The following is a 16,697-nucleotide window of genomic DNA, read 5'->3' as shown; positions in this document are numbered from 1 at the left end:
ATGAAGGATGAAGGATGAATTGGGATGAAATACGTCTGTGGGTTTTAACCCGGTACCAGCATTAGAATTCATGAATCTCATCTGCATGATTTTCTAAGGGATAAACGTATCAATAGACGTGGATTTTAATCCCCGGCATTGAAGGGGTAGTGGGCAGTGAATAGTCTGAAATAAAAGCTTAATTCTCTTCATTCCTCAATGGTTTCCCTTCCGAAGCTAAAATCGAACCTTTTAAAAAAGCGAAAATGACAATTTATCCGTCAATAATTCCAGCGCATGGATTGCCTTAACTGAGTTGCCTTTTTCATTGAGTTCGGGACTCCAGACAGCAATGCTGAATTTATGAGGCATGACTGCGGCCACACCTCCTCCTACCCCACTTTTCCCAGGTAATCCCACTCTAAATGCAAACTCTCCAGCTTCATCGTAAAATCCACAGGTCAGCATCAACGCATTGATCCTGCGTGCATAGCTTTCAGAAACGATCTCCCGTTTGGCGAAGATGGAATAGCCATCATTTGCTAAAAATGAGAAAGATCTAGCCAAATCCACACAGTTCATCTCCATGGCACAATGGGAAAAATACACATCCAACACCTCTTCCACCCTGTTGTCGAAGTTTTTGTAAGCTTTCAGGAAATAAGCCAACGCAGTATTTCGTTCTCCGTGGTTTTTCTCAGAATTTTTCACAGAAGGATTAATACTAACACATGTTTTACCAGCTAATTCATTGATAAAATCAGATACTTGCTGGCTAGGATTCTCAAATTTACTACAAAGTGCATCCGTAATAACCAAAGCTCCCGCATTGATAAAAGGATTTCTAGGAATCCCCTTTTCAAACTCCAACTGTGCGATAGAATTGAAGGGATTACCACTGGGTTCAACATTGACTCTTGACCAAAGCTTACTTTTAAACACATGAAAAACCATGGTAAGCGTATGAACTTTACTGATACTTTGGATAGAAAAAGGAACTTCATAATCTCCAACCCCAAAAACGTTCCCCTCTAGATCCACCAATGCAATGCCAAACTGATTAGGATCTACACTCGCCAACTCTGGAATATAAGTAGCCACCTTACCTCTTAAATTTTGCTCCTGTACTTCCTGATATACTTCCTCTATTACTTGCTGATAATTCATACCATCAAAGGGAAAGAATTTATATTACAAATTCAACAGCTTTTTCTTATTTTTCACTATGAAATCAGGGAAAAGGGTTGAATGATCGATATAAGTAGAGAAGCGAGAAACGAGAGGCGAGAGTCTAGAGACAAAAATCAAGAATCAAGACAAATTCTCGTAATTAAGGAGAAACATGTATAAATATCAAAACCTACTGGTCGGATTTCAAATGGAAGAAACAGGTCTTGTGGGTTTTAACCCACGATTTGAAATGAGATTTTTAGAGAGAATTCTTGCAGGTTTTTAAGGAATACACGAATCAATATCCTGGAATTTTAATCTCTGGCATTGAATGGGTAGTTAACAGTGAGTAGTGATCAGTGGAAAGTGAAGAGTGGAGAATTGTGATTAGTTGATTAAGTGATTAGTATTCAAAAGCTGTCGGTTCTCGAATTGGGAGAAAACTAATTGCATACCTTAATCCTCTCAATTCCTTAATGGTTTTTTTCCTAGAACGAACTTAGAAATATAATGAAATAGCAAATATTTTTTTAGAATAATCCCCTAATTCACACGCCCCCAATATTTCGCCGAACCTGCACTGAGCCTGTCGAAGTGGGCATATATAAATTTATATCGCGCACTTGTGCAGAGCCTGTCGAAGCACCCGCACTGAGCTTGTCGAAGTGAGCATATTTCAATATCTATCACTCATAATCTCTCAATTTAATTGTCATCCCCATCTTGTCTCTTGTCTCTTATTTCTAAAACCGACATCGCATTACGACTGGAATTGAGTCTAATCTCCTACCTAACGGTAGACAAGCTCGCTTCTAACCTCCTACCTAACGGTAGACAAGCTCGATTCTAAAAAAATATACCCAAGTTTCTTATGTATGTAATTTTTTTATATATTTAGCCATCCAATGTACTTAAACACCATGTCGAATAACAATCTGATCAAAGGAAGCCTGCAAACCATCATCCTCAAACTGTTGGAAGAGAATGAAAAAATGTATGGCTACGAGATAACCCAACGGGTAAAGGAACTGACCGAGGGTGAAATCAAAATCACCGAAGGTGCCCTCTACCCCGCCCTGCACAAGTTGGAAGCAGAAGGTCTGCTGACCACCGAAATCCAACAAGTAGACAATCGGGTAAGAAAATATTACAGCTTAACTAAAACTGGGCAAAAGGAAGTCAGCGCCAAGATGTCCGAGTTGCAGAGTTTCGTCGGCAATCTGCAACGTATCTTGGATCCCGAGTGGAAGCCGGGCTTGGCTTAACGAGTTCACGCAGCGTGCGCAACGACTGGCGCAGCGAACGCAAAGAACAATTGAATACTTATGTTAAAGTTAATTACAGCCTAAAAAAGTACCCGTAGCGAGCGTGGCGAAAAACTTTGCGCCCGTTGCGAGAAACTAAAAACTATGCGTCCACTAACCAACATAGAACTCCAAGAAATCCGCCAAACCATCATGTGGAAAGAGATTTCCTCCGCAGAAATCCTGATGGAAGTGTACGATCATTTCATCAGTCATTTGCAGGAATTTCCAGAGGAAGAGTTCCAGTCACAGCTTTTTGAGTTGGACCAAAAATTCAGCTACGCGTACTGTCATGCCTTACAGTCCAAATTCAAAAAATCAGCCTATAAAGACATCAGTAAGACCCAGTGGCATGTGATCCGCAGCTTTTTCTGTGCCGGGCGCTGGGCGTATCTTTTGGGCTTGATAGCGGTTACCATTTACTTAAGTACTTATTTTCAAAGTCCAACCGAATTAAAAATGATTATCCTATTGCCTTTTGCGCTCTTACTAGGCTTTCAGCTATACTATGGCTATCAATCATACAAACAAATGAAACCCATTCGTCAATCCTTTAAGGGAATGGGAATACCAATCCAGTCTTCCTTCGCTGGCTTCTTTGAAAATAGAGCTAGCTTACCTGGTATTTTCATATACTCGTTTATTAGTTTTCCATCTTTATTTTTCAATTGGGAACCTACAAAATTGATCGCACCACAGGTTGCAGCAGTTTTTACAGTATTGGTAACCCTTTATGCTTTATCCTTGATAGAGGTCTGGAAAATCAAATCTAAAACGGCTTTGATATGAAACTGACAGAAAAAGATATCGAAACCTTACACTACCATATCAATGGAAAGCACATCCCTTACATCGAGGTAAGAGATGAAGTATTGGATCATTATCTGTCGGCCCTGGAACAGGAGGAGGAACGATCCATGGAAGAGGTATTGACTGAATTGGATGAAACATTTACAATCGGATATTGTCGGCAGACTGCTGCAAAATACCTTCAAAATCTAAAAGCTGAGTACCCCATACAATTCAAAAAGGAACTATTGGCTTTGTTTTCGCTAAAAAATAGTTGGATCCCATTAGTCTTACTAGCCTTTGTCCTAACACTGACAAACTACATCCCAAAAGTAGGAGCGCTTATTCATGTACTGAATATTATTATGGTATCCGCTTTTTATGTTGAAAACTGGATGATATCAAGGGTGTACCCCACTAATGAGAAAAAGCATCACTATCGTCTCATTGATGATAAACCGATTTTTGCCCATTCCAAAGCAGATTCTCCAAAAGGCTTTGCAATATTACATGTAATCTGTCTTGTAATTGTCCTTGCTCCATTACTCCTTATATATATAATGGAAGTGGGGAGTGAAAATAATACAAATTTCATATTCCAGCCTCCTTATTTATATGCGACTGTAGCTGGAGTGTGGCTATTTACACTTATGATAATAGTGAGGTTCCGTACAAAAACTAATCTCTCAAGACCTAAACTCAATTGATAACGGAAATTATGAGGAAGCTATCAGAAACCGAAATTCAAACCATCCAAACTAGACTCGATCGTTGCTTGATTGCGTATCAGGAAATCTACGATGAGTTGTTAGATCATTATATCTCGGCTTTAGAGCAGGAATCAGAAGAGAATTTTTTAAAAAAGAAAGAAGAGTTGGACGACACTTTTTCTTGGTCAGTTATTAAGGGAATGGAAAAAGAATTAGAAAAATCTGTTTGGAAGGAGTTCTTACGAACCGCACGATCAAGCTATCAAGTCTGGACCTTGGGCTGGAAAAAACTAGGCATCCTCCTGCTTGTAGGTTTGCTCGCTACTCCGGTATTTCAGTTGACAGGACCAGAAGGGACTTATATCGTTTCTGCTTTGATACTGTTTTCTTTGGTAGGCTTTTCCATCTATTTTAATAAAAACAAATATGGGTTTAGCTGGTCTTTGGCCCCAAGCGTGCATAAACCTAGATACGTCCTAGCCCAACAGTTTTTTGGTTCCCATCTATTCATCTTTGGGATCACCAATTTATTTGCTCAATTAATCCCAAACTTACTTACGAATACCCCCTATGCCTATTTGATTCCGTACTTCTTGGTTTCATTCAGCATAATATTGCTTGCTTGTTGTTGGGTGACTTTTAACGCTATTAATCTTAAAACCCTAAAACTTATCAAACCATGAAACTGAATCAGTGCCAAATAAATATCATCAACAAAGAGCTTTCAAAAGCTAAAATATACTATTGGGACATTCAGAATGAACTGTTAGACCATATAGCCTCAGAGACGGAGCAATTGATGAAGAAAGGATTGGATTTTGACACGGCATTTCATCAAGCCCGCCAAAAGATAAATCCTGAAAAATTCCAGATGAATGTACTCATCGCTACCCATTTGTCAAAAATGAAGTCACTTTTTAAATCGTTCTTTGAACCGATAATTTTGATTAAATCTCTCTTGCTAGCTGCTTTGATAATATTAGTGGTGAACGGTACTGGCCTTGAAATCCCTTTTGCCATCAAATGGATGAAAATCTCCTTCATGGTCCTCATCAGCTTTTTGATTGCATTGACTTTCAAAAAGAAACTGATACAAAACTCAACTATAGTCGCCTCTTGGAACTCTTCTTGGTTGGTTTTCTGGCTTTTGTTACCTGCAACAAATTATGATTTGCTTTTGACGCTAAAATGTACTCCACAAACAATCTTGGTAATCACCACTCTTTATATCTCCTTTTTATTTGTCATTGGATCTACTATGACAATCCGTGAAATTCAAAAATTGAAGACTGTATGAAACTAAGTAAAGACCAAATCGAGCAACTCAAAAAAATGATTTCCTATAAGGGTTATCCGCTAATCGATGTGCAATACGAGATTTTGGACCATGTAGCGTGTAAGATAGAAGAGCTGATGGTACAAGATCCCAAACTGTCATTAGAAGCTGCCTTTGCCAAAGTACATGCTTCCTTTGGAATATTCGGATTTTCGAGTTTGGAGGAGTCTTATGAAAAAACTATTCAACAAAAGGCTACCAAATTCACCATGGAAGTACTAAGAAATATTTTGACCAGCTGGAGGATCGTGCTTCCTCTTGGAATAACTGCGCTATTCCTTGGCCTAGCTTATTTCAATCAATATTTATTTGGAAGCAGTTACCTAGGCAGCTACCTGTTTTCCATCGGTATTTTTTTCGTACTCATTGAGCTAATTTCTGGTAATAATTGGAGGCAACTGAAAAAGTTTCAACAATACGCAGCAATCAAACAAAGTTCTACCTTGAGTTTGATGCTTTATATAGGCTTATACATCGCCTTCAACTTAATTTGGAGAGCAAACGAACTTCAATTGTGGAACCTCACCTCTATGAATATCACCGAATGGATCTTGATCAGCATTATATTCATTACTTTCTCTCTCCTCTTGAGTGTAAGAAAAAGTATTGGCCATAGTATGGAAAGAACCTTAGTCCTTCAAAAAATGTACGAAACAGCTTAATTAAAAACCATGAAACTATCCCCAAAAGACCTTCAATACCTAGAAGAAAAGGTCACTAAACTCCCGATCCATAGTGAGGAATTGTATATTGAAATTCTAGACCATATCCTCTGTGCCTATGAAGCATCAGGAACTGAAGATGTCCAAACATTTTGGGAAAAAGAAAAAGAGAACTGGACCGGATGGAAGCTGTTCAAAATAAGATTTAAACATGAGCATGCGCTGAGTTTAGAGTTTGCATCTTGTTTTGCCAAAAGCATTTTTTCTTTAAATCCTAAAAATATCCTAAGCCAACTCTTGTTATTAGCCATAGCAACAGTTATTGGATTTAGTTTTTCAACGGTAAGCGTACTGATGGTACCTCTATTTTTACTTCTTGTATTACTTCCAACCTTCTTTTTTGCATGGATTTATCATACTAAGGATACCTTTGGAGAGAAAGCTCCTGAATTGAAGGGAAAAGGCCTATACAGTAGCAAAAGAGATGCGTTCAATGTGCTGATTGGTGCACATCTATTTGGATGGGGAATTTTTCTTTTTACTATCAAGCAGTTAAAAGGTTTTGAAAGCTTTTTTGATGTGCTGACCGCAAACCCCGCCACTACCACAGCCATCTTATGTATGTTACTCCTAGCAAACAGAGGACTCTTAATGGTCTATCAATCCAAACTCAAACCCTTCCTCTATGAAACTAAGTAAAGACCAAATCGAACAACTCAAAAAGATGATTTCCCATAAGGGGTATCCTGCTATCGATGTGCAGTATGAAATCTTAGATCATGTGGCCTGTAAGATAGAAGAGCTATTGGAGGAGAATCCTAAACTCAGCTTAGAAGCTGCCTTTGCTAAGGTGCATGCCTCCTTTGGGATTTTTGGGTTTTCGGGTTTGGAGGAGTCTTACTTGAAGATGATAGAAAGACGGTTCCGAAGATATTATTGGGAGGAAATCAAAACTGTTTTTAGCGGCATCAATATCTTCATTCCGATAGGGATTGGGGTTGCCATGTATCAAGCCTCCCTATTGGTGCCTGATATCAAAACATGGTATTTCATCATGATTGCCGCCCTGATTGTACCGATGATTGGGATGTTTTTCAAATACCGGAAACATCATGCACAATACAAGCAATACGCATCGTATACAGCTCAAAACATACTTTTCGTGTACTTTAATCTGGGAATACAAATCTGTATGCAAGGACATATCTTCCTCAACAATCCTGAAAACCTCTTCGACTCCATCTTTACACAGGTGTTTTTCAGTTTGATCATTGCCTGTATGGCCTTTTTGTTTCTTAGCTTCTTCTTTCTGCCCAAGGTTTTGAACAGAAATATCGCGGAAACTGAAAAATTGGTAAAGTTATATGGAGAGGTGGGGAAATAGTAATTGGCAGAGACTGGTTTGAAAACAGGAACAAGCTGTGGTATAAAAATCAATCCTATTTGGATATTAACAATTTCTCCAACGCCTCTTTAAAGCTCATACTTAAAGAAGGTTCTTGCAATTGATGCTGAAAAGATGAGGTATGCTTTTCCATCTGCTCTTTCTGCCAATCCATTACCTGCATGGTTTTTAAAAAACCATGTGCCGCTAACTGAAGCTGAGTATCCAAACTGCTTAAATAATACCATTCCAGCGTCCAACTGACCCCATCCCGCTCGGAACTGAAGACAGCATGCTGCTTGTAATTTTGTATACTGTCAAGCGCTATTTTTACCAGTACCATCGCCTGTTCCAATTGAACAGGATTATTTTTATGCGCCATGGCTGAACTCTTCCCTTTAGACTCCAGTCGAAGTTCTCCAACCTCTGAATTCGCCAAAAAAAGCCAATCCTGAAGGATTTTCCTAAGCTGCATCAAAATTCCCTCATACGCGTTCACAATAGCCAAAACAGGCTGCCTGTTTTGATGCCAATCATCTCCAAAATCATCCAAGCCCAAGGCTTCTGCCAACTTTGCTGTAAGCTCCTTTCCTTGCAATCCAAAGGTCCGCATATCCCCCACAGGTCCACCCAGAGAAACTGGAAAATGGAGCTGTTTAAGCATCGCCAAGCTATCTACTAATGGCGCAAACCAATGGTAAAGTTTGTACCCAAAAGTCACCGGCAGGGCCTGTTGCTGTCGGGTTCGTGCCATGCACAACCAATCACTTTTTCCTAGCCAAGAATTCACTAGGGATCGAAAACTTTCAGAAAACACCTGCTGAAAGTCTTTGGTCAGTTGTTGAAGTGCAAGCATGTACGCAGTATCAATCAAATCCTGAGATGTAACCCCAACATGTAAAAATGGATGAAAGCTTTGGTCCAGCAGTTCTTTAATAGCCTCGACTACTGCGATGGTTGGGATACCATTTTCGGCTGTGGAATTATCCACCTGTTGAATTAAGGCTTCATTTACATTCACTCGATTGACAGCCTCTTGGATGGCTTGATCAGCCTCGGTTGGAATAATACCTAAACTGGATTGACAGGAAGCTAAACAAGATTCGTATGTCAAAAGCGCACGAATAAAACTCGTATCATTAAAATGTGAGTTCACCTGAGGGTAACCCCAGTAAGTCTTGAAAATCTTTCGGTCAATCATGTGTTGAAGTTAAGAAAAAAGAAGGGAGCTATAGTCCATGGGACCTGTAAATCATCCTGCCACAGAGATATTTACATTCGGCTCCCCAAATAGGTCAAACCAATTCCAATGCAATGCTGATACCCTGCCCGACCCCTATGCACATGGTCGCCAAGCCTTTTTTGGCTTTTCTGGCCTGCATTTCGAGGGCTAAGGTGCCAGTAATTCTTGCACCAGACATCCCAAGCGGGTGCCCCAGTGCAATGGCTCCACCATTTACATTGACCCGCGGGTCATCAAAGGCAATCTCTAATTCCTGCAAACAAGCCAAGGCCTGTGCTGCAAATGCCTCATTGAATTCATACAAATCAAAATCTTTATCGGATAACCCAGTTCTTGCCCATAGTTTTTGTGTAGCAGGTACAGGACCAATGCCCATGATTCTTGGAGGAACACCCGCTACAGCTCCGGTAATTATCCGGGCTATGGGTTCTAGCTGATGCTTTTTAATGGCTTTTTCGGAAGCCAATACCAAACAGGCTGCTCCATCATTGATTCCGGAGGCATTACCAGCAGTTACCGTTCCATTTTTTCTAAATAGCACAGGAAGTGAACTCAACTTTTCCAAACTTGTTCCTGCTCGTGGATGCTCGTCTTGATCGAAGATGACTTTGGATTTTCCGACCTTCACCTCGATGGTTAAAATCTCCTGTGCAAACCTTTCCGATTGTTGAGCAGCGGCACATTTTTCCTGAGAAGCAAAAGCAAAGCGGTCTTGGTCTTCCCGCTTGATATGATACATCTCTGCAACATTTTCCGCCGTATCCGGCATGCTATCAGAACCATACAAGGAATCCAATACTGGGTTGATAAAGCGATACCCAAGCGTACTGTCTTCTATGCTCATATTTCGGGAAAAAGCCGCATCAGCCTTCGGAATAATAAAGGGTGCTCTTGACATGCTCTCTACTCCTCCTACCACTACCAAGTCAGCATCGCCGGATTTGATCATACGAGCTCCGGTTAAGATGGCATCCATACCCGAACCACAGAGCCTATTGACTGTTCCGCCGGGAATGCTCGTAGGCAGCCCTGCCAGCAAAGATGCCATGCGGGCCACACTGCGGTTATCTTCTCCTGCTTGATTGGCGCAGCCAAAAATCACATCGTCTATAGCCGCAGGATCCAAATCGGGAAGGGTAGCCAAAGTTCCTTTGATCACTGCTGCTGCTAAATCATCCGGTCTAACTCCAGAAAGAGCTCCTCCATATCTTCCTATAGCACTTCGCTTAAATGCGCATATATAAACGTCTTGTATCATTTTGATTACCCTTGATGGGCTTGTTTAGTCTTTTCGTTCAATAATCTCAAGGCATCTAACTCCTCCAACTCAGGAGCCTCGGTAACAGCAACTTCTTCGGCATACCGTACCTTCCAACCTGTATTCTCCTGAATGGTCTCTCGGGCAACACCCGGATGAATGGACGTCACGATAAATTCTCCGGTAGCTTCTTCCGTTTCCATGATGCATAAATCCGTGATAATCTTAGATGGCCCACTCGTTTGTAAGCCCATGGCTTTCCGTTGACCAGGACCATCGCCGTGGCCAAAAGAAGTAATAAAGTCCACCTTATCTACAAAAGCTCGAGGAGATTGCTTCATGATTACGTAAATGGTATGACAAAACGCAGCGATTTCCGGAGCTCCACCACCACCTGGAAGGCGAACCTTAGGTTTATGATAATCCCCTACCACGGTAGTATTGATATTGCCAAACTTATCAATTTGTGCACCTCCTAAAAATCCTACGGTAATCCGACCACCTTGCAGCCAATAGCTGAACATTTCAGGAACTGATACTGTGGTCAATGCCGTTTCACACAATTCTCCATCCCCAATAGACAATGGCAACACATCCGGCTTGGTCTGTATCGTTCCAGATTCATAAATCAACGTAATATCAGGGGCATGGGTCAATCTAGCCAGATTACAAGCTGCTGAGGGCAATCCAATCCCCACAAAGCATACATCTGAATTCATTAAAATTCGCGATGCCACAACGGTCATCAATTCTGTTGAATTATACTGCATAGTCTGTTGATTTTAACTCCTGAAGCCACTCATTAAATTTTTCTCGGTCCTTCGAAACCGCTTCCCAAGCCATGTAAGCTTTGTTATCGCGGCTATAATACCCATGCGCATAACTCGGTTTGGCACCTCCAGGCGCATGCACCACCGCACTGACCGTCCACGAAGGTAAAATGACCGCGTTCGGGTTGGAAGGCTGTAACTCATCGACTATTTCCTCCACGGTGACGATGGCTGCTTTGGCTGCTAACACAGCCTCCTTTTGTACACCCACGATTCCTTCTAGGGAAACATCTCCTTTTTTGGAGGCTTTTTGGGCATGAATGATGGTAACATCAGGTCGAATCGCAGGTACTGCCACCAATCGTTCTCCCGTAAATGGACATGAAAGCGTTTTGATAGAAGGATTGACTTTTGCCAAATCTGCTCCATAATAGCCTTTGAAGATAGCACATGGCATCCCCGAAGCCCCAGCTGCATAGGCGGCAGCCATGGCGGCATGGGAATGTTCATCGACTTCCAAGGGTTGTGGATAGCCTTTTTCAATGGCTTCCCGCAGTCGATACAGCGAGCCCACTCCTGGATTCCCTCCCCATGAAAATCTCAATTTCCGAACACATCCCGCTCCAATTAATTGGTCATAAATCATATCCGGGGTCATCCGAACCAATTCCAGGTTTTTGAACCCCTGACGGATAATTTCATGTCCTGCCGCAAAGGGAATCAAATGCGTAAATCCTTCCATAGCCACCGTAGCACCATCGAAAAGATAAGTAGCAATAGCCGCTTGCAATGTTTGTATCTTTGTTTGCATATCAATAATCAAAAAACACCGTTTCTTTTTCTCCCTGCATGTACAAATTGAACTCGTAAATCGTAACAGGCCTTTCTTGTACTTTTTTGGCAATCAAAGTGCTTCTTCTCTCTTCTACCACCAACTTCAAATAAGGGTCTTCCTGATTGAGTTCCTTAAAATCTTCGAAATACACACGGGTATACACATGACTCAACAACCCTCGCATAAAGACAATCATGTGAATAGCAGGTGCCTGACCTTGCTTTTCCGCTGCCGGAATGCAGGTGGTAAACTCATAACAGTTTCCATCTAGAGTGCCAGTCCCCATTCTACCGATCGAAATAAATCCTTGATGGGGTTCAGTTCGAAAGACGCCCTTCTGGTCAACCTGCCAGATTTCAATCATGGCATCGTCCACCGGTGCTCCATGAAGGTCAAAAACTCTACCTCTCAAGAGGATTAAATCTTTAGAATTTTGGTTGGCATTTAGTAAAACAGGAGTAGCCAAACTTTTATGGTCAAATTTATATTGCTCCGGTGTCAGACCATAGGCAAAATACGGTCCTACCGTCTGTGATGGGGTTTGTCCTAGCTTATTCATGTTCAAAAGGGGTTGAATGATTGCCTCTCAATACGATGTCAAATTGGTAACCCAAAGCGAAACCTTCTTCTGTCAAGCCTAGGTCAAATGTTGAAATCAAGCGCTCACGGGCTTTTTCGGGAACAGCCAAGTAAATGGGATCGTACTCCAACAAGGGGTCTCCTGGAAAATACATTTGGGTGACCAAGCGTGTACCGATATTAGGTCCGAATACACTGAAATGAATGTGGTTAGGCCTCCAGGCATTGGGATGATTTCCCCAAGGATAGGCTCCTGGCTTGATGGTGTAAAACTTAAAAATACCTTCTTCATTCGTCACGCACCTACCAGCACCAAAGAAATTAGGGTCTAACGGGGCATGGTGTTGGTCGCGCTTGTGGACATATCTTCCCGCAGCATTGGCCTGCCACACTTCAATGAGTGTATTTTTCAAAGGCTGTCCATGTTGATTCATAACCCGACCACTCACCACAATCCGTTCTCCTATCGGTTCACCGTTTTTGATGCCATTCCTTGTCAAATCATGATCGAGTGGAGACACAGACTCCAAACCGAAGATGGGTCCGGAACTCGGTTTCATCAATTCGGGTACGGTAATCAGGTTTTGAGAAGGCCCTCTGAAAATAGTGGATTTATAGCCTGGAGCTATCAGGGGAGGATGGCTAGTCCAATCACGTTGGTTTTTAGTATTATCCATATGCATGCTGTTAAAGGTTAAAGACTTGTTTGGCTATTCTAAAGGCAGTATTGGCAGCTGGTACACCCGCATAAATGGCCACATGCATCAATACTTCTCGGATATCTTCCAGGCTTGCTCCTGTTTGCTGGGTTGCTTTGAAATGCAGTATCAATTCCTCTTCATGTCCAAGCCCTGCCAGAAGCGCTATGGTAATCATGCTGCGTTCCCGCTTAGTTAAGTGCTCAGCGGACCATACTGTACCCCAAGCAGTTTCGGTAATGAATTGCTGAAAACCCTCATCAAAAGATGTTTTTGCAGCCTCCGCTTTGGCAACATGAGCTTCCCCCAAAACTGATTTGCGGGTTTGCATGCCCTTTTGGTACTTATCTGTTGAATTCATAAAGCTGAAATAAAATCTTTTAAAATGGCAGTAGTGCGCTCAGGGTTATCCACGCAGGGTAAATGCCCTGAATCGGGAATTGTAATCAAGGGACAGTTCATCAATTGGGCAAAGGCTTGAACCAATGCCACAGGAGTTGATTTATCCTCCTCGCCTACCATACAGATTACTGGAATGGAAATATCTTGAGCTATTTGGGTGTAGTCAGCATCACGAATTGCTTCACAGGCAATCATATACCCCAAAACATCCGCCCGTTCTAGCATGGCTTGATACAAGGTAAATGCGGCAGGATGCTCCAATTGAAAATTCGGTGAAAACCAATTGGTCAAAATCGAAGGGGCTAAGACTTGCATTCCATTGCTTGAGATGGTTTCAATGCGATTGTTCCATCCTTCCGTCGTCCCAATCTTTGGAGCAGTATCCATAAAGACAATTCCTGCAATTTTTTCAGCATAACGCTGGTAAATATCCAAGCTGATTAAGCCTCCAATGGACAATCCAACCAGCACAATTTTATCCAAACCCAACTGTTCACACAGCCCCATCACATCATCAGCATAAAAGGAAATACAGCCCTTTTCTATGGCTCCCAAGCTACTGAGACCATGGCCTCTTTTGTCAAATCTGAGTGATCCAAATTCGGTACCCAAGCCATCAATCACGGCATCCCAAATGCGAAAATCTGTCCCCAAGGAATTGATAAAAACCAAGGTTAGGTCTTTCTCCCCTTTGTTGAAAGCGTAATGAATGGTTGCATCTTGAATTCGAATCGCCTGCATCTCAACACTCGTTTAACTTGATGGAATCGTCCGCCAGTTTTTCAAGGTCAGGCGTGTAGCCCGCCTGTATCCATTTTCTTGCTTGCAAGTGGTCTGCGGGTTTGTTGATAGAGTCCACAGCTATTAATTGATGCGCTTTGAAATAGAAGACAGAAAATTTATCTCCTGCAACATTTCCCCGAACGAGGAGTTGGTCATAGCCTTCGGAAAGGCCAGCCATTTGCAGTTTGAGGTTGTACTGATGTGTCCAAAACCAAGGCACTTGATGATAAGTCGTAGGCTTTCCACAAATACTTGCGGCGATGACTTTAGCTTGGTCAACTGCATTTTGTACAGACTCCAAGCGAACTAACTGTCCTTTGGCAAAGGGATTGGGATGTAGAGCACAATCTCCGATGGCATAAATTCCAGCAACGGATGTTTCACAAAATTCATTGACTTCAATACCATTGCTGCATCGAATTCCCGCTTCTTCCGCAAGTGCCTGTGCTGGTAAAACGCCTATACCCACTATAATTTTATCGGCTGAAACGGCCTCTCCATTGCTAAGTGTGGCTGTCCATCGCCCTTCCTGATGAAGGGATTGGACACCCATGCCCATCAATAATTTCACACCATACTCCTGATGTTTCGCCGCAAAATGCTCGCTTAACATCGGGGGAAGTACGCGCTGCATGAGGCGAGGCTGGTATTCCACTACAGTTACTTTTTTTCCGGATTTGGCCGCATAGGCTGCGATTTCTAATCCTATAAACCCTCCTCCGATCACCAATACATCCTGAACACTTGCTTTGTCCAGCGCTTGTTTGAGGTAATCAGCATCTTTCATAGTGCGTAGATACAGCGGTTGGTCTTTTCCTTGGATAGGAATGGCTAACTCTCTGTTGTATGCACCCGTAGCAAAAACCAAGAAATCAAATACATATACCCCTGAAGTTGCTTGTATTGCCTTTTGTGGAATATCTACTTTTTCCACAATCTCACCCAATTTCAGCTCCACCTGATTGTTTTCATACCAAGCTTCTGAGCGAAACATGATGCTGTTCTTTTGCTGGGAACCATCCAAATAGCCTTTGGATAGGGGTGGTTTTTGATAGGGAAAATCCGCATCTTCTGAGAAAATACAGATAGACCCTTCAAACCCCTCTTCGCGAAGGGAAGCAGCAGCCTGTATACCTGCGTGGCCGGCACCGATGATGATGACATTTTTCTTCATGGGAATGGAATTGAGTGGTATCTTGGGGAATAGCGGAGATAGTAGCATTTACTTACTACCCCCGCTGATGTGCTTATTGTTCTTGCGGAATTTCTACGACCAAACCATCTAAAGCATTGCTAATGCGAACCTGACAGCCTAAGCGGCTTCTTTCCGTTCTCGGTGCTACCGCTCCCTCCAACATTTCGTCTTCTTCCTCTTCCATTTCAGGGAGTTTGTCGAGGTATTCCTCGCCGATGTAGCAATGACAAGTGGCGCACATACAGGAACCTCCACACTCGGCGATAATTCCTTTAATGTCGTTTTGAACCGCACCTTCCATAATCGTAGCGCCCAAAGGCAGTTCTACTTGGTGCTTGTTTCCGTCTGAATCGATGTAAGTAATCTGTGGCATATTGATAAAATTTAAATGTGTTTATTTCCCAATAGTCAAAGGTAATTTGACCGGTGATCGGAAGGTGGTAGATGGATTCCAATCCAACTGTTCCACGCTTATGTAGTATTCAGGTATTCTGGTGAAAAATTCACCCATCGCAATTGTAGTTATCATCCGAGCAAACATATTACCCAAACACAAATGCACGCCGCCTCCGAATCCTAAATGCCCTCTGGTATTTCTTTCCAAATCATACACATCTGGATTTCTGAAAAAGCGCTCATCTCTATTGGCTGACCCGTAGCAAAGCATGACAAAATCACCTTTTTTCATTTGCTGACCGTGCATCTCCAGATCTTTAGTCAATACCCGCTTGAAACGCTGTGCGGAGGTATTGTATCGGAGCGTTTCTTCAATGGCTTTTGGCATCAAACTTACATCGGCCGCCAATCTCCTGCGGGCATCTGGGAAGGTTGCCATATTGTAGGCCATCATGGACAAGAAACTGGAAAGCGATTCCACACCTGCCAAAATAATGGTAGCAGAGGTCATGATGATTTCAGCTTCCTCTAATTTATCTCCGTCAATCTCCGCCAAAATCAACCGGGAAATCAAATCATCCTTCGGGTCTGCTCTGCGTTGACGCACAATATCTTCCACATAGTTGGTCAAAAACTTAAATCCAGCGATATGTTCAGGGCCTTTTTGCCTAGTCTCTTGGTCTGATTGAATGGACAAAATCACATTTCTCCGAACCTCATGATGATCCTCATCCGGTAAACCCATCATAGCAAATAAAGTCCCTACGGTTATCTGACTGGAAAAATCCTGTACAAAATCAAACGAACCCATTTCCAACACCCGGTCCAAAACCTCTGTTACCAACTCCTTGGTTGGCTCCATCAGGTGCATCAAATTATTTTTGGCAAAGGCTGATTGGATGAGTTTCCGCAAGCGGTCATGACGGGGAGGATCAGTAGTGCCTAGGGTAGAACCGGACCGTCCGGGAAGCTCATCCACCAGATTCCCTTGGCTTGAAGAAAAGGTTTCCCATTCTACACCAGCTCTTTTGATATCATCGTAGCGGGAAAGAATCCACATGTTGACATCATCGGACCAAAAGCAAGGGTGCTCGTCCCGCAAGGTCTTATAAAAAGGGAAAGGATCTGCGTCCATGATTGGACTATATGGATTAAACTGAAATTTCTTTTCGGTGATGGTTTCCATGTGGCTATGATTTTATTG

Annotated in this window: 20 protein-coding genes; 8 read left to right on the top strand and 12 right to left on the bottom strand. The window is 42.3% G+C overall.

Annotation, left to right across the window (positions count from 1 at the left end; translation table 11 throughout):
- Window positions 1-231 precede the first annotated feature (231 nt).
- On the bottom strand, window positions 232-1,146 hold the full coding sequence (locus ACXIUD_RS01510) for a glutaminase (protein ID WP_458050871.1): 915 nt from the start codon (window positions 1,144-1,146) through the stop codon (window positions 232-234).
- Between the two features lie 923 nt (window positions 1,147-2,069).
- On the opposite strand from ACXIUD_RS01510, the gene ACXIUD_RS01505 reads away from it, so the two are divergent.
- The 8 genes from ACXIUD_RS01505 to ACXIUD_RS01470 all read left to right on the top strand — a co-directional run bounded on the left by ACXIUD_RS01505 (window position 2,070) and on the right by ACXIUD_RS01470 (window position 7,334).
- Entirely contained in the window at window positions 2,070-2,414 is a 345-nt protein-coding gene (locus ACXIUD_RS01505; protein WP_458050870.1) for a PadR family transcriptional regulator, read from the top strand.
- A 144-nt stretch (window positions 2,415-2,558) separates the two neighbouring features.
- Window positions 2,559-3,242: a hypothetical protein gene (locus ACXIUD_RS01500; protein WP_458050869.1), complete on the top strand. Its 684-nt coding sequence runs from the start codon at window positions 2,559-2,561 to the stop codon at window positions 3,240-3,242.
- Window positions 3,239-3,949 carry a hypothetical protein gene (locus ACXIUD_RS01495; protein WP_458050868.1) on the top strand — a complete coding sequence of 237 codons (711 nt, stop codon included), beginning with the start codon at window positions 3,239-3,241 and terminating at the stop codon, window positions 3,947-3,949. Before ACXIUD_RS01500 ends, ACXIUD_RS01495 begins: the two co-directional genes overlap by 4 nt.
- A gap of 11 nt (window positions 3,950-3,960) precedes the next feature.
- Complete coding sequence (locus tag ACXIUD_RS01490; RefSeq protein ID WP_458050867.1) at window positions 3,961-4,635, top strand: hypothetical protein; 675 nt, start codon at window positions 3,961-3,963, stop codon at window positions 4,633-4,635.
- Complete coding sequence (locus tag ACXIUD_RS01485; protein ID WP_458050866.1) at window positions 4,632-5,249, top strand: hypothetical protein; 618 nt, start codon at window positions 4,632-4,634, stop codon at window positions 5,247-5,249. The genes ACXIUD_RS01490 and ACXIUD_RS01485 overlap by 4 nt, the downstream gene beginning before the upstream one ends.
- Window positions 5,246-5,950, top strand: a complete 705-nt coding sequence (locus ACXIUD_RS01480; RefSeq protein WP_458050865.1) for a hypothetical protein — start codon at window positions 5,246-5,248, stop codon at window positions 5,948-5,950. Before ACXIUD_RS01485 ends, ACXIUD_RS01480 begins: the two co-directional genes overlap by 4 nt.
- Before the next feature lie 9 nt (window positions 5,951-5,959).
- Window positions 5,960-6,649: a hypothetical protein gene (locus tag ACXIUD_RS01475; RefSeq protein ID WP_458050864.1), complete on the top strand. Its 690-nt coding sequence runs from the start codon at window positions 5,960-5,962 to the stop codon at window positions 6,647-6,649.
- Entirely contained in the window at window positions 6,636-7,334 is a 699-nt protein-coding gene (locus ACXIUD_RS01470) for a hypothetical protein (protein ID WP_458050863.1), read from the top strand. Before ACXIUD_RS01475 ends, ACXIUD_RS01470 begins: the two co-directional genes overlap by 14 nt.
- A 55-nt stretch (window positions 7,335-7,389) precedes the next feature.
- Here the strand turns inward: ACXIUD_RS01470 and ACXIUD_RS01465 are convergent, their stop codons facing one another.
- The 11 genes from ACXIUD_RS01465 to ACXIUD_RS01415 all read right to left on the bottom strand — a co-directional run bounded on the left by ACXIUD_RS01465 (window position 7,390) and on the right by ACXIUD_RS01415 (window position 16,679).
- Complete coding sequence (locus tag ACXIUD_RS01465; protein ID WP_458050862.1) at window positions 7,390-8,535, bottom strand: lyase family protein; 1,146 nt, start codon at window positions 8,533-8,535, stop codon at window positions 7,390-7,392.
- A gap of 94 nt (window positions 8,536-8,629) precedes the next feature.
- Window positions 8,630-9,832: a 3-oxoadipyl-CoA thiolase gene (locus ACXIUD_RS01460; RefSeq protein ID WP_458050873.1), complete on the bottom strand. Its 1,203-nt coding sequence runs from the start codon at window positions 9,830-9,832 to the stop codon at window positions 8,630-8,632.
- Window positions 9,833-9,840: 8 nt separating this feature from the next.
- Window positions 9,841-10,605, bottom strand: coding sequence for a CoA-transferase subunit beta (locus ACXIUD_RS01455; RefSeq protein WP_458050861.1), 765 nt, complete (start codon window positions 10,603-10,605; stop codon window positions 9,841-9,843).
- Window positions 10,595-11,416: a CoA transferase subunit A gene (locus ACXIUD_RS01450; RefSeq protein ID WP_458050860.1), complete on the bottom strand. Its 822-nt coding sequence runs from the start codon at window positions 11,414-11,416 to the stop codon at window positions 10,595-10,597. The genes ACXIUD_RS01455 and ACXIUD_RS01450 overlap by 11 nt, the downstream gene beginning before the upstream one ends.
- Before the next feature lies 1 nt (window position 11,417).
- Window positions 11,418-11,999, bottom strand: coding sequence for a protocatechuate 3,4-dioxygenase subunit alpha (pcaG, locus tag ACXIUD_RS01445; RefSeq protein ID WP_458050859.1), 582 nt, complete (start codon window positions 11,997-11,999; stop codon window positions 11,418-11,420).
- Entirely contained in the window at window positions 11,992-12,696 is a 705-nt protein-coding gene (pcaH, locus tag ACXIUD_RS01440) for a protocatechuate 3,4-dioxygenase subunit beta (protein ID WP_458050858.1), read from the bottom strand. The genes pcaG and pcaH overlap by 8 nt, the downstream gene beginning before the upstream one ends.
- 10 nt (window positions 12,697-12,706) lie before the next feature.
- On the bottom strand, window positions 12,707-13,078 hold the full coding sequence (gene pcaC, locus ACXIUD_RS01435; RefSeq protein ID WP_458050857.1) for a 4-carboxymuconolactone decarboxylase: 372 nt from the start codon (window positions 13,076-13,078) through the stop codon (window positions 12,707-12,709).
- Entirely contained in the window at window positions 13,075-13,860 is a 786-nt protein-coding gene (locus tag ACXIUD_RS01430) for an alpha/beta fold hydrolase (protein ID WP_458050856.1), read from the bottom strand. Before ACXIUD_RS01430 ends, pcaC begins: the two co-directional genes overlap by 4 nt.
- Before the next feature lies 1 nt (window position 13,861).
- Window positions 13,862-15,076 (bottom strand): NAD(P)/FAD-dependent oxidoreductase, encoded by a 1,215-nt coding sequence (locus tag ACXIUD_RS01425; RefSeq protein WP_458050855.1) that lies wholly within the window; start codon window positions 15,074-15,076, stop codon window positions 13,862-13,864.
- A 73-nt stretch (window positions 15,077-15,149) separates the two neighbouring features.
- Window positions 15,150-15,470, bottom strand: coding sequence for a 2Fe-2S iron-sulfur cluster-binding protein (locus ACXIUD_RS01420; protein ID WP_189580163.1), 321 nt, complete (start codon window positions 15,468-15,470; stop codon window positions 15,150-15,152).
- A 21-nt stretch (window positions 15,471-15,491) separates the two neighbouring features.
- The gene (locus ACXIUD_RS01415) at window positions 15,492-16,679 is read right to left on the bottom strand and encodes a cytochrome P450 (RefSeq protein ID WP_458050854.1); all 1,188 of its coding nucleotides are present in this window, start codon (window positions 16,677-16,679) and stop codon (window positions 15,492-15,494) included.
- Between the last annotated feature and the right edge of the window lie 18 nt (window positions 16,680-16,697).

This window comes from Mongoliitalea sp., assembly GCF_054166905.1.
Note: the sequence above shows the minus strand (reverse complement) of the source record. Positions and strands in the feature narration are given on the sequence as shown.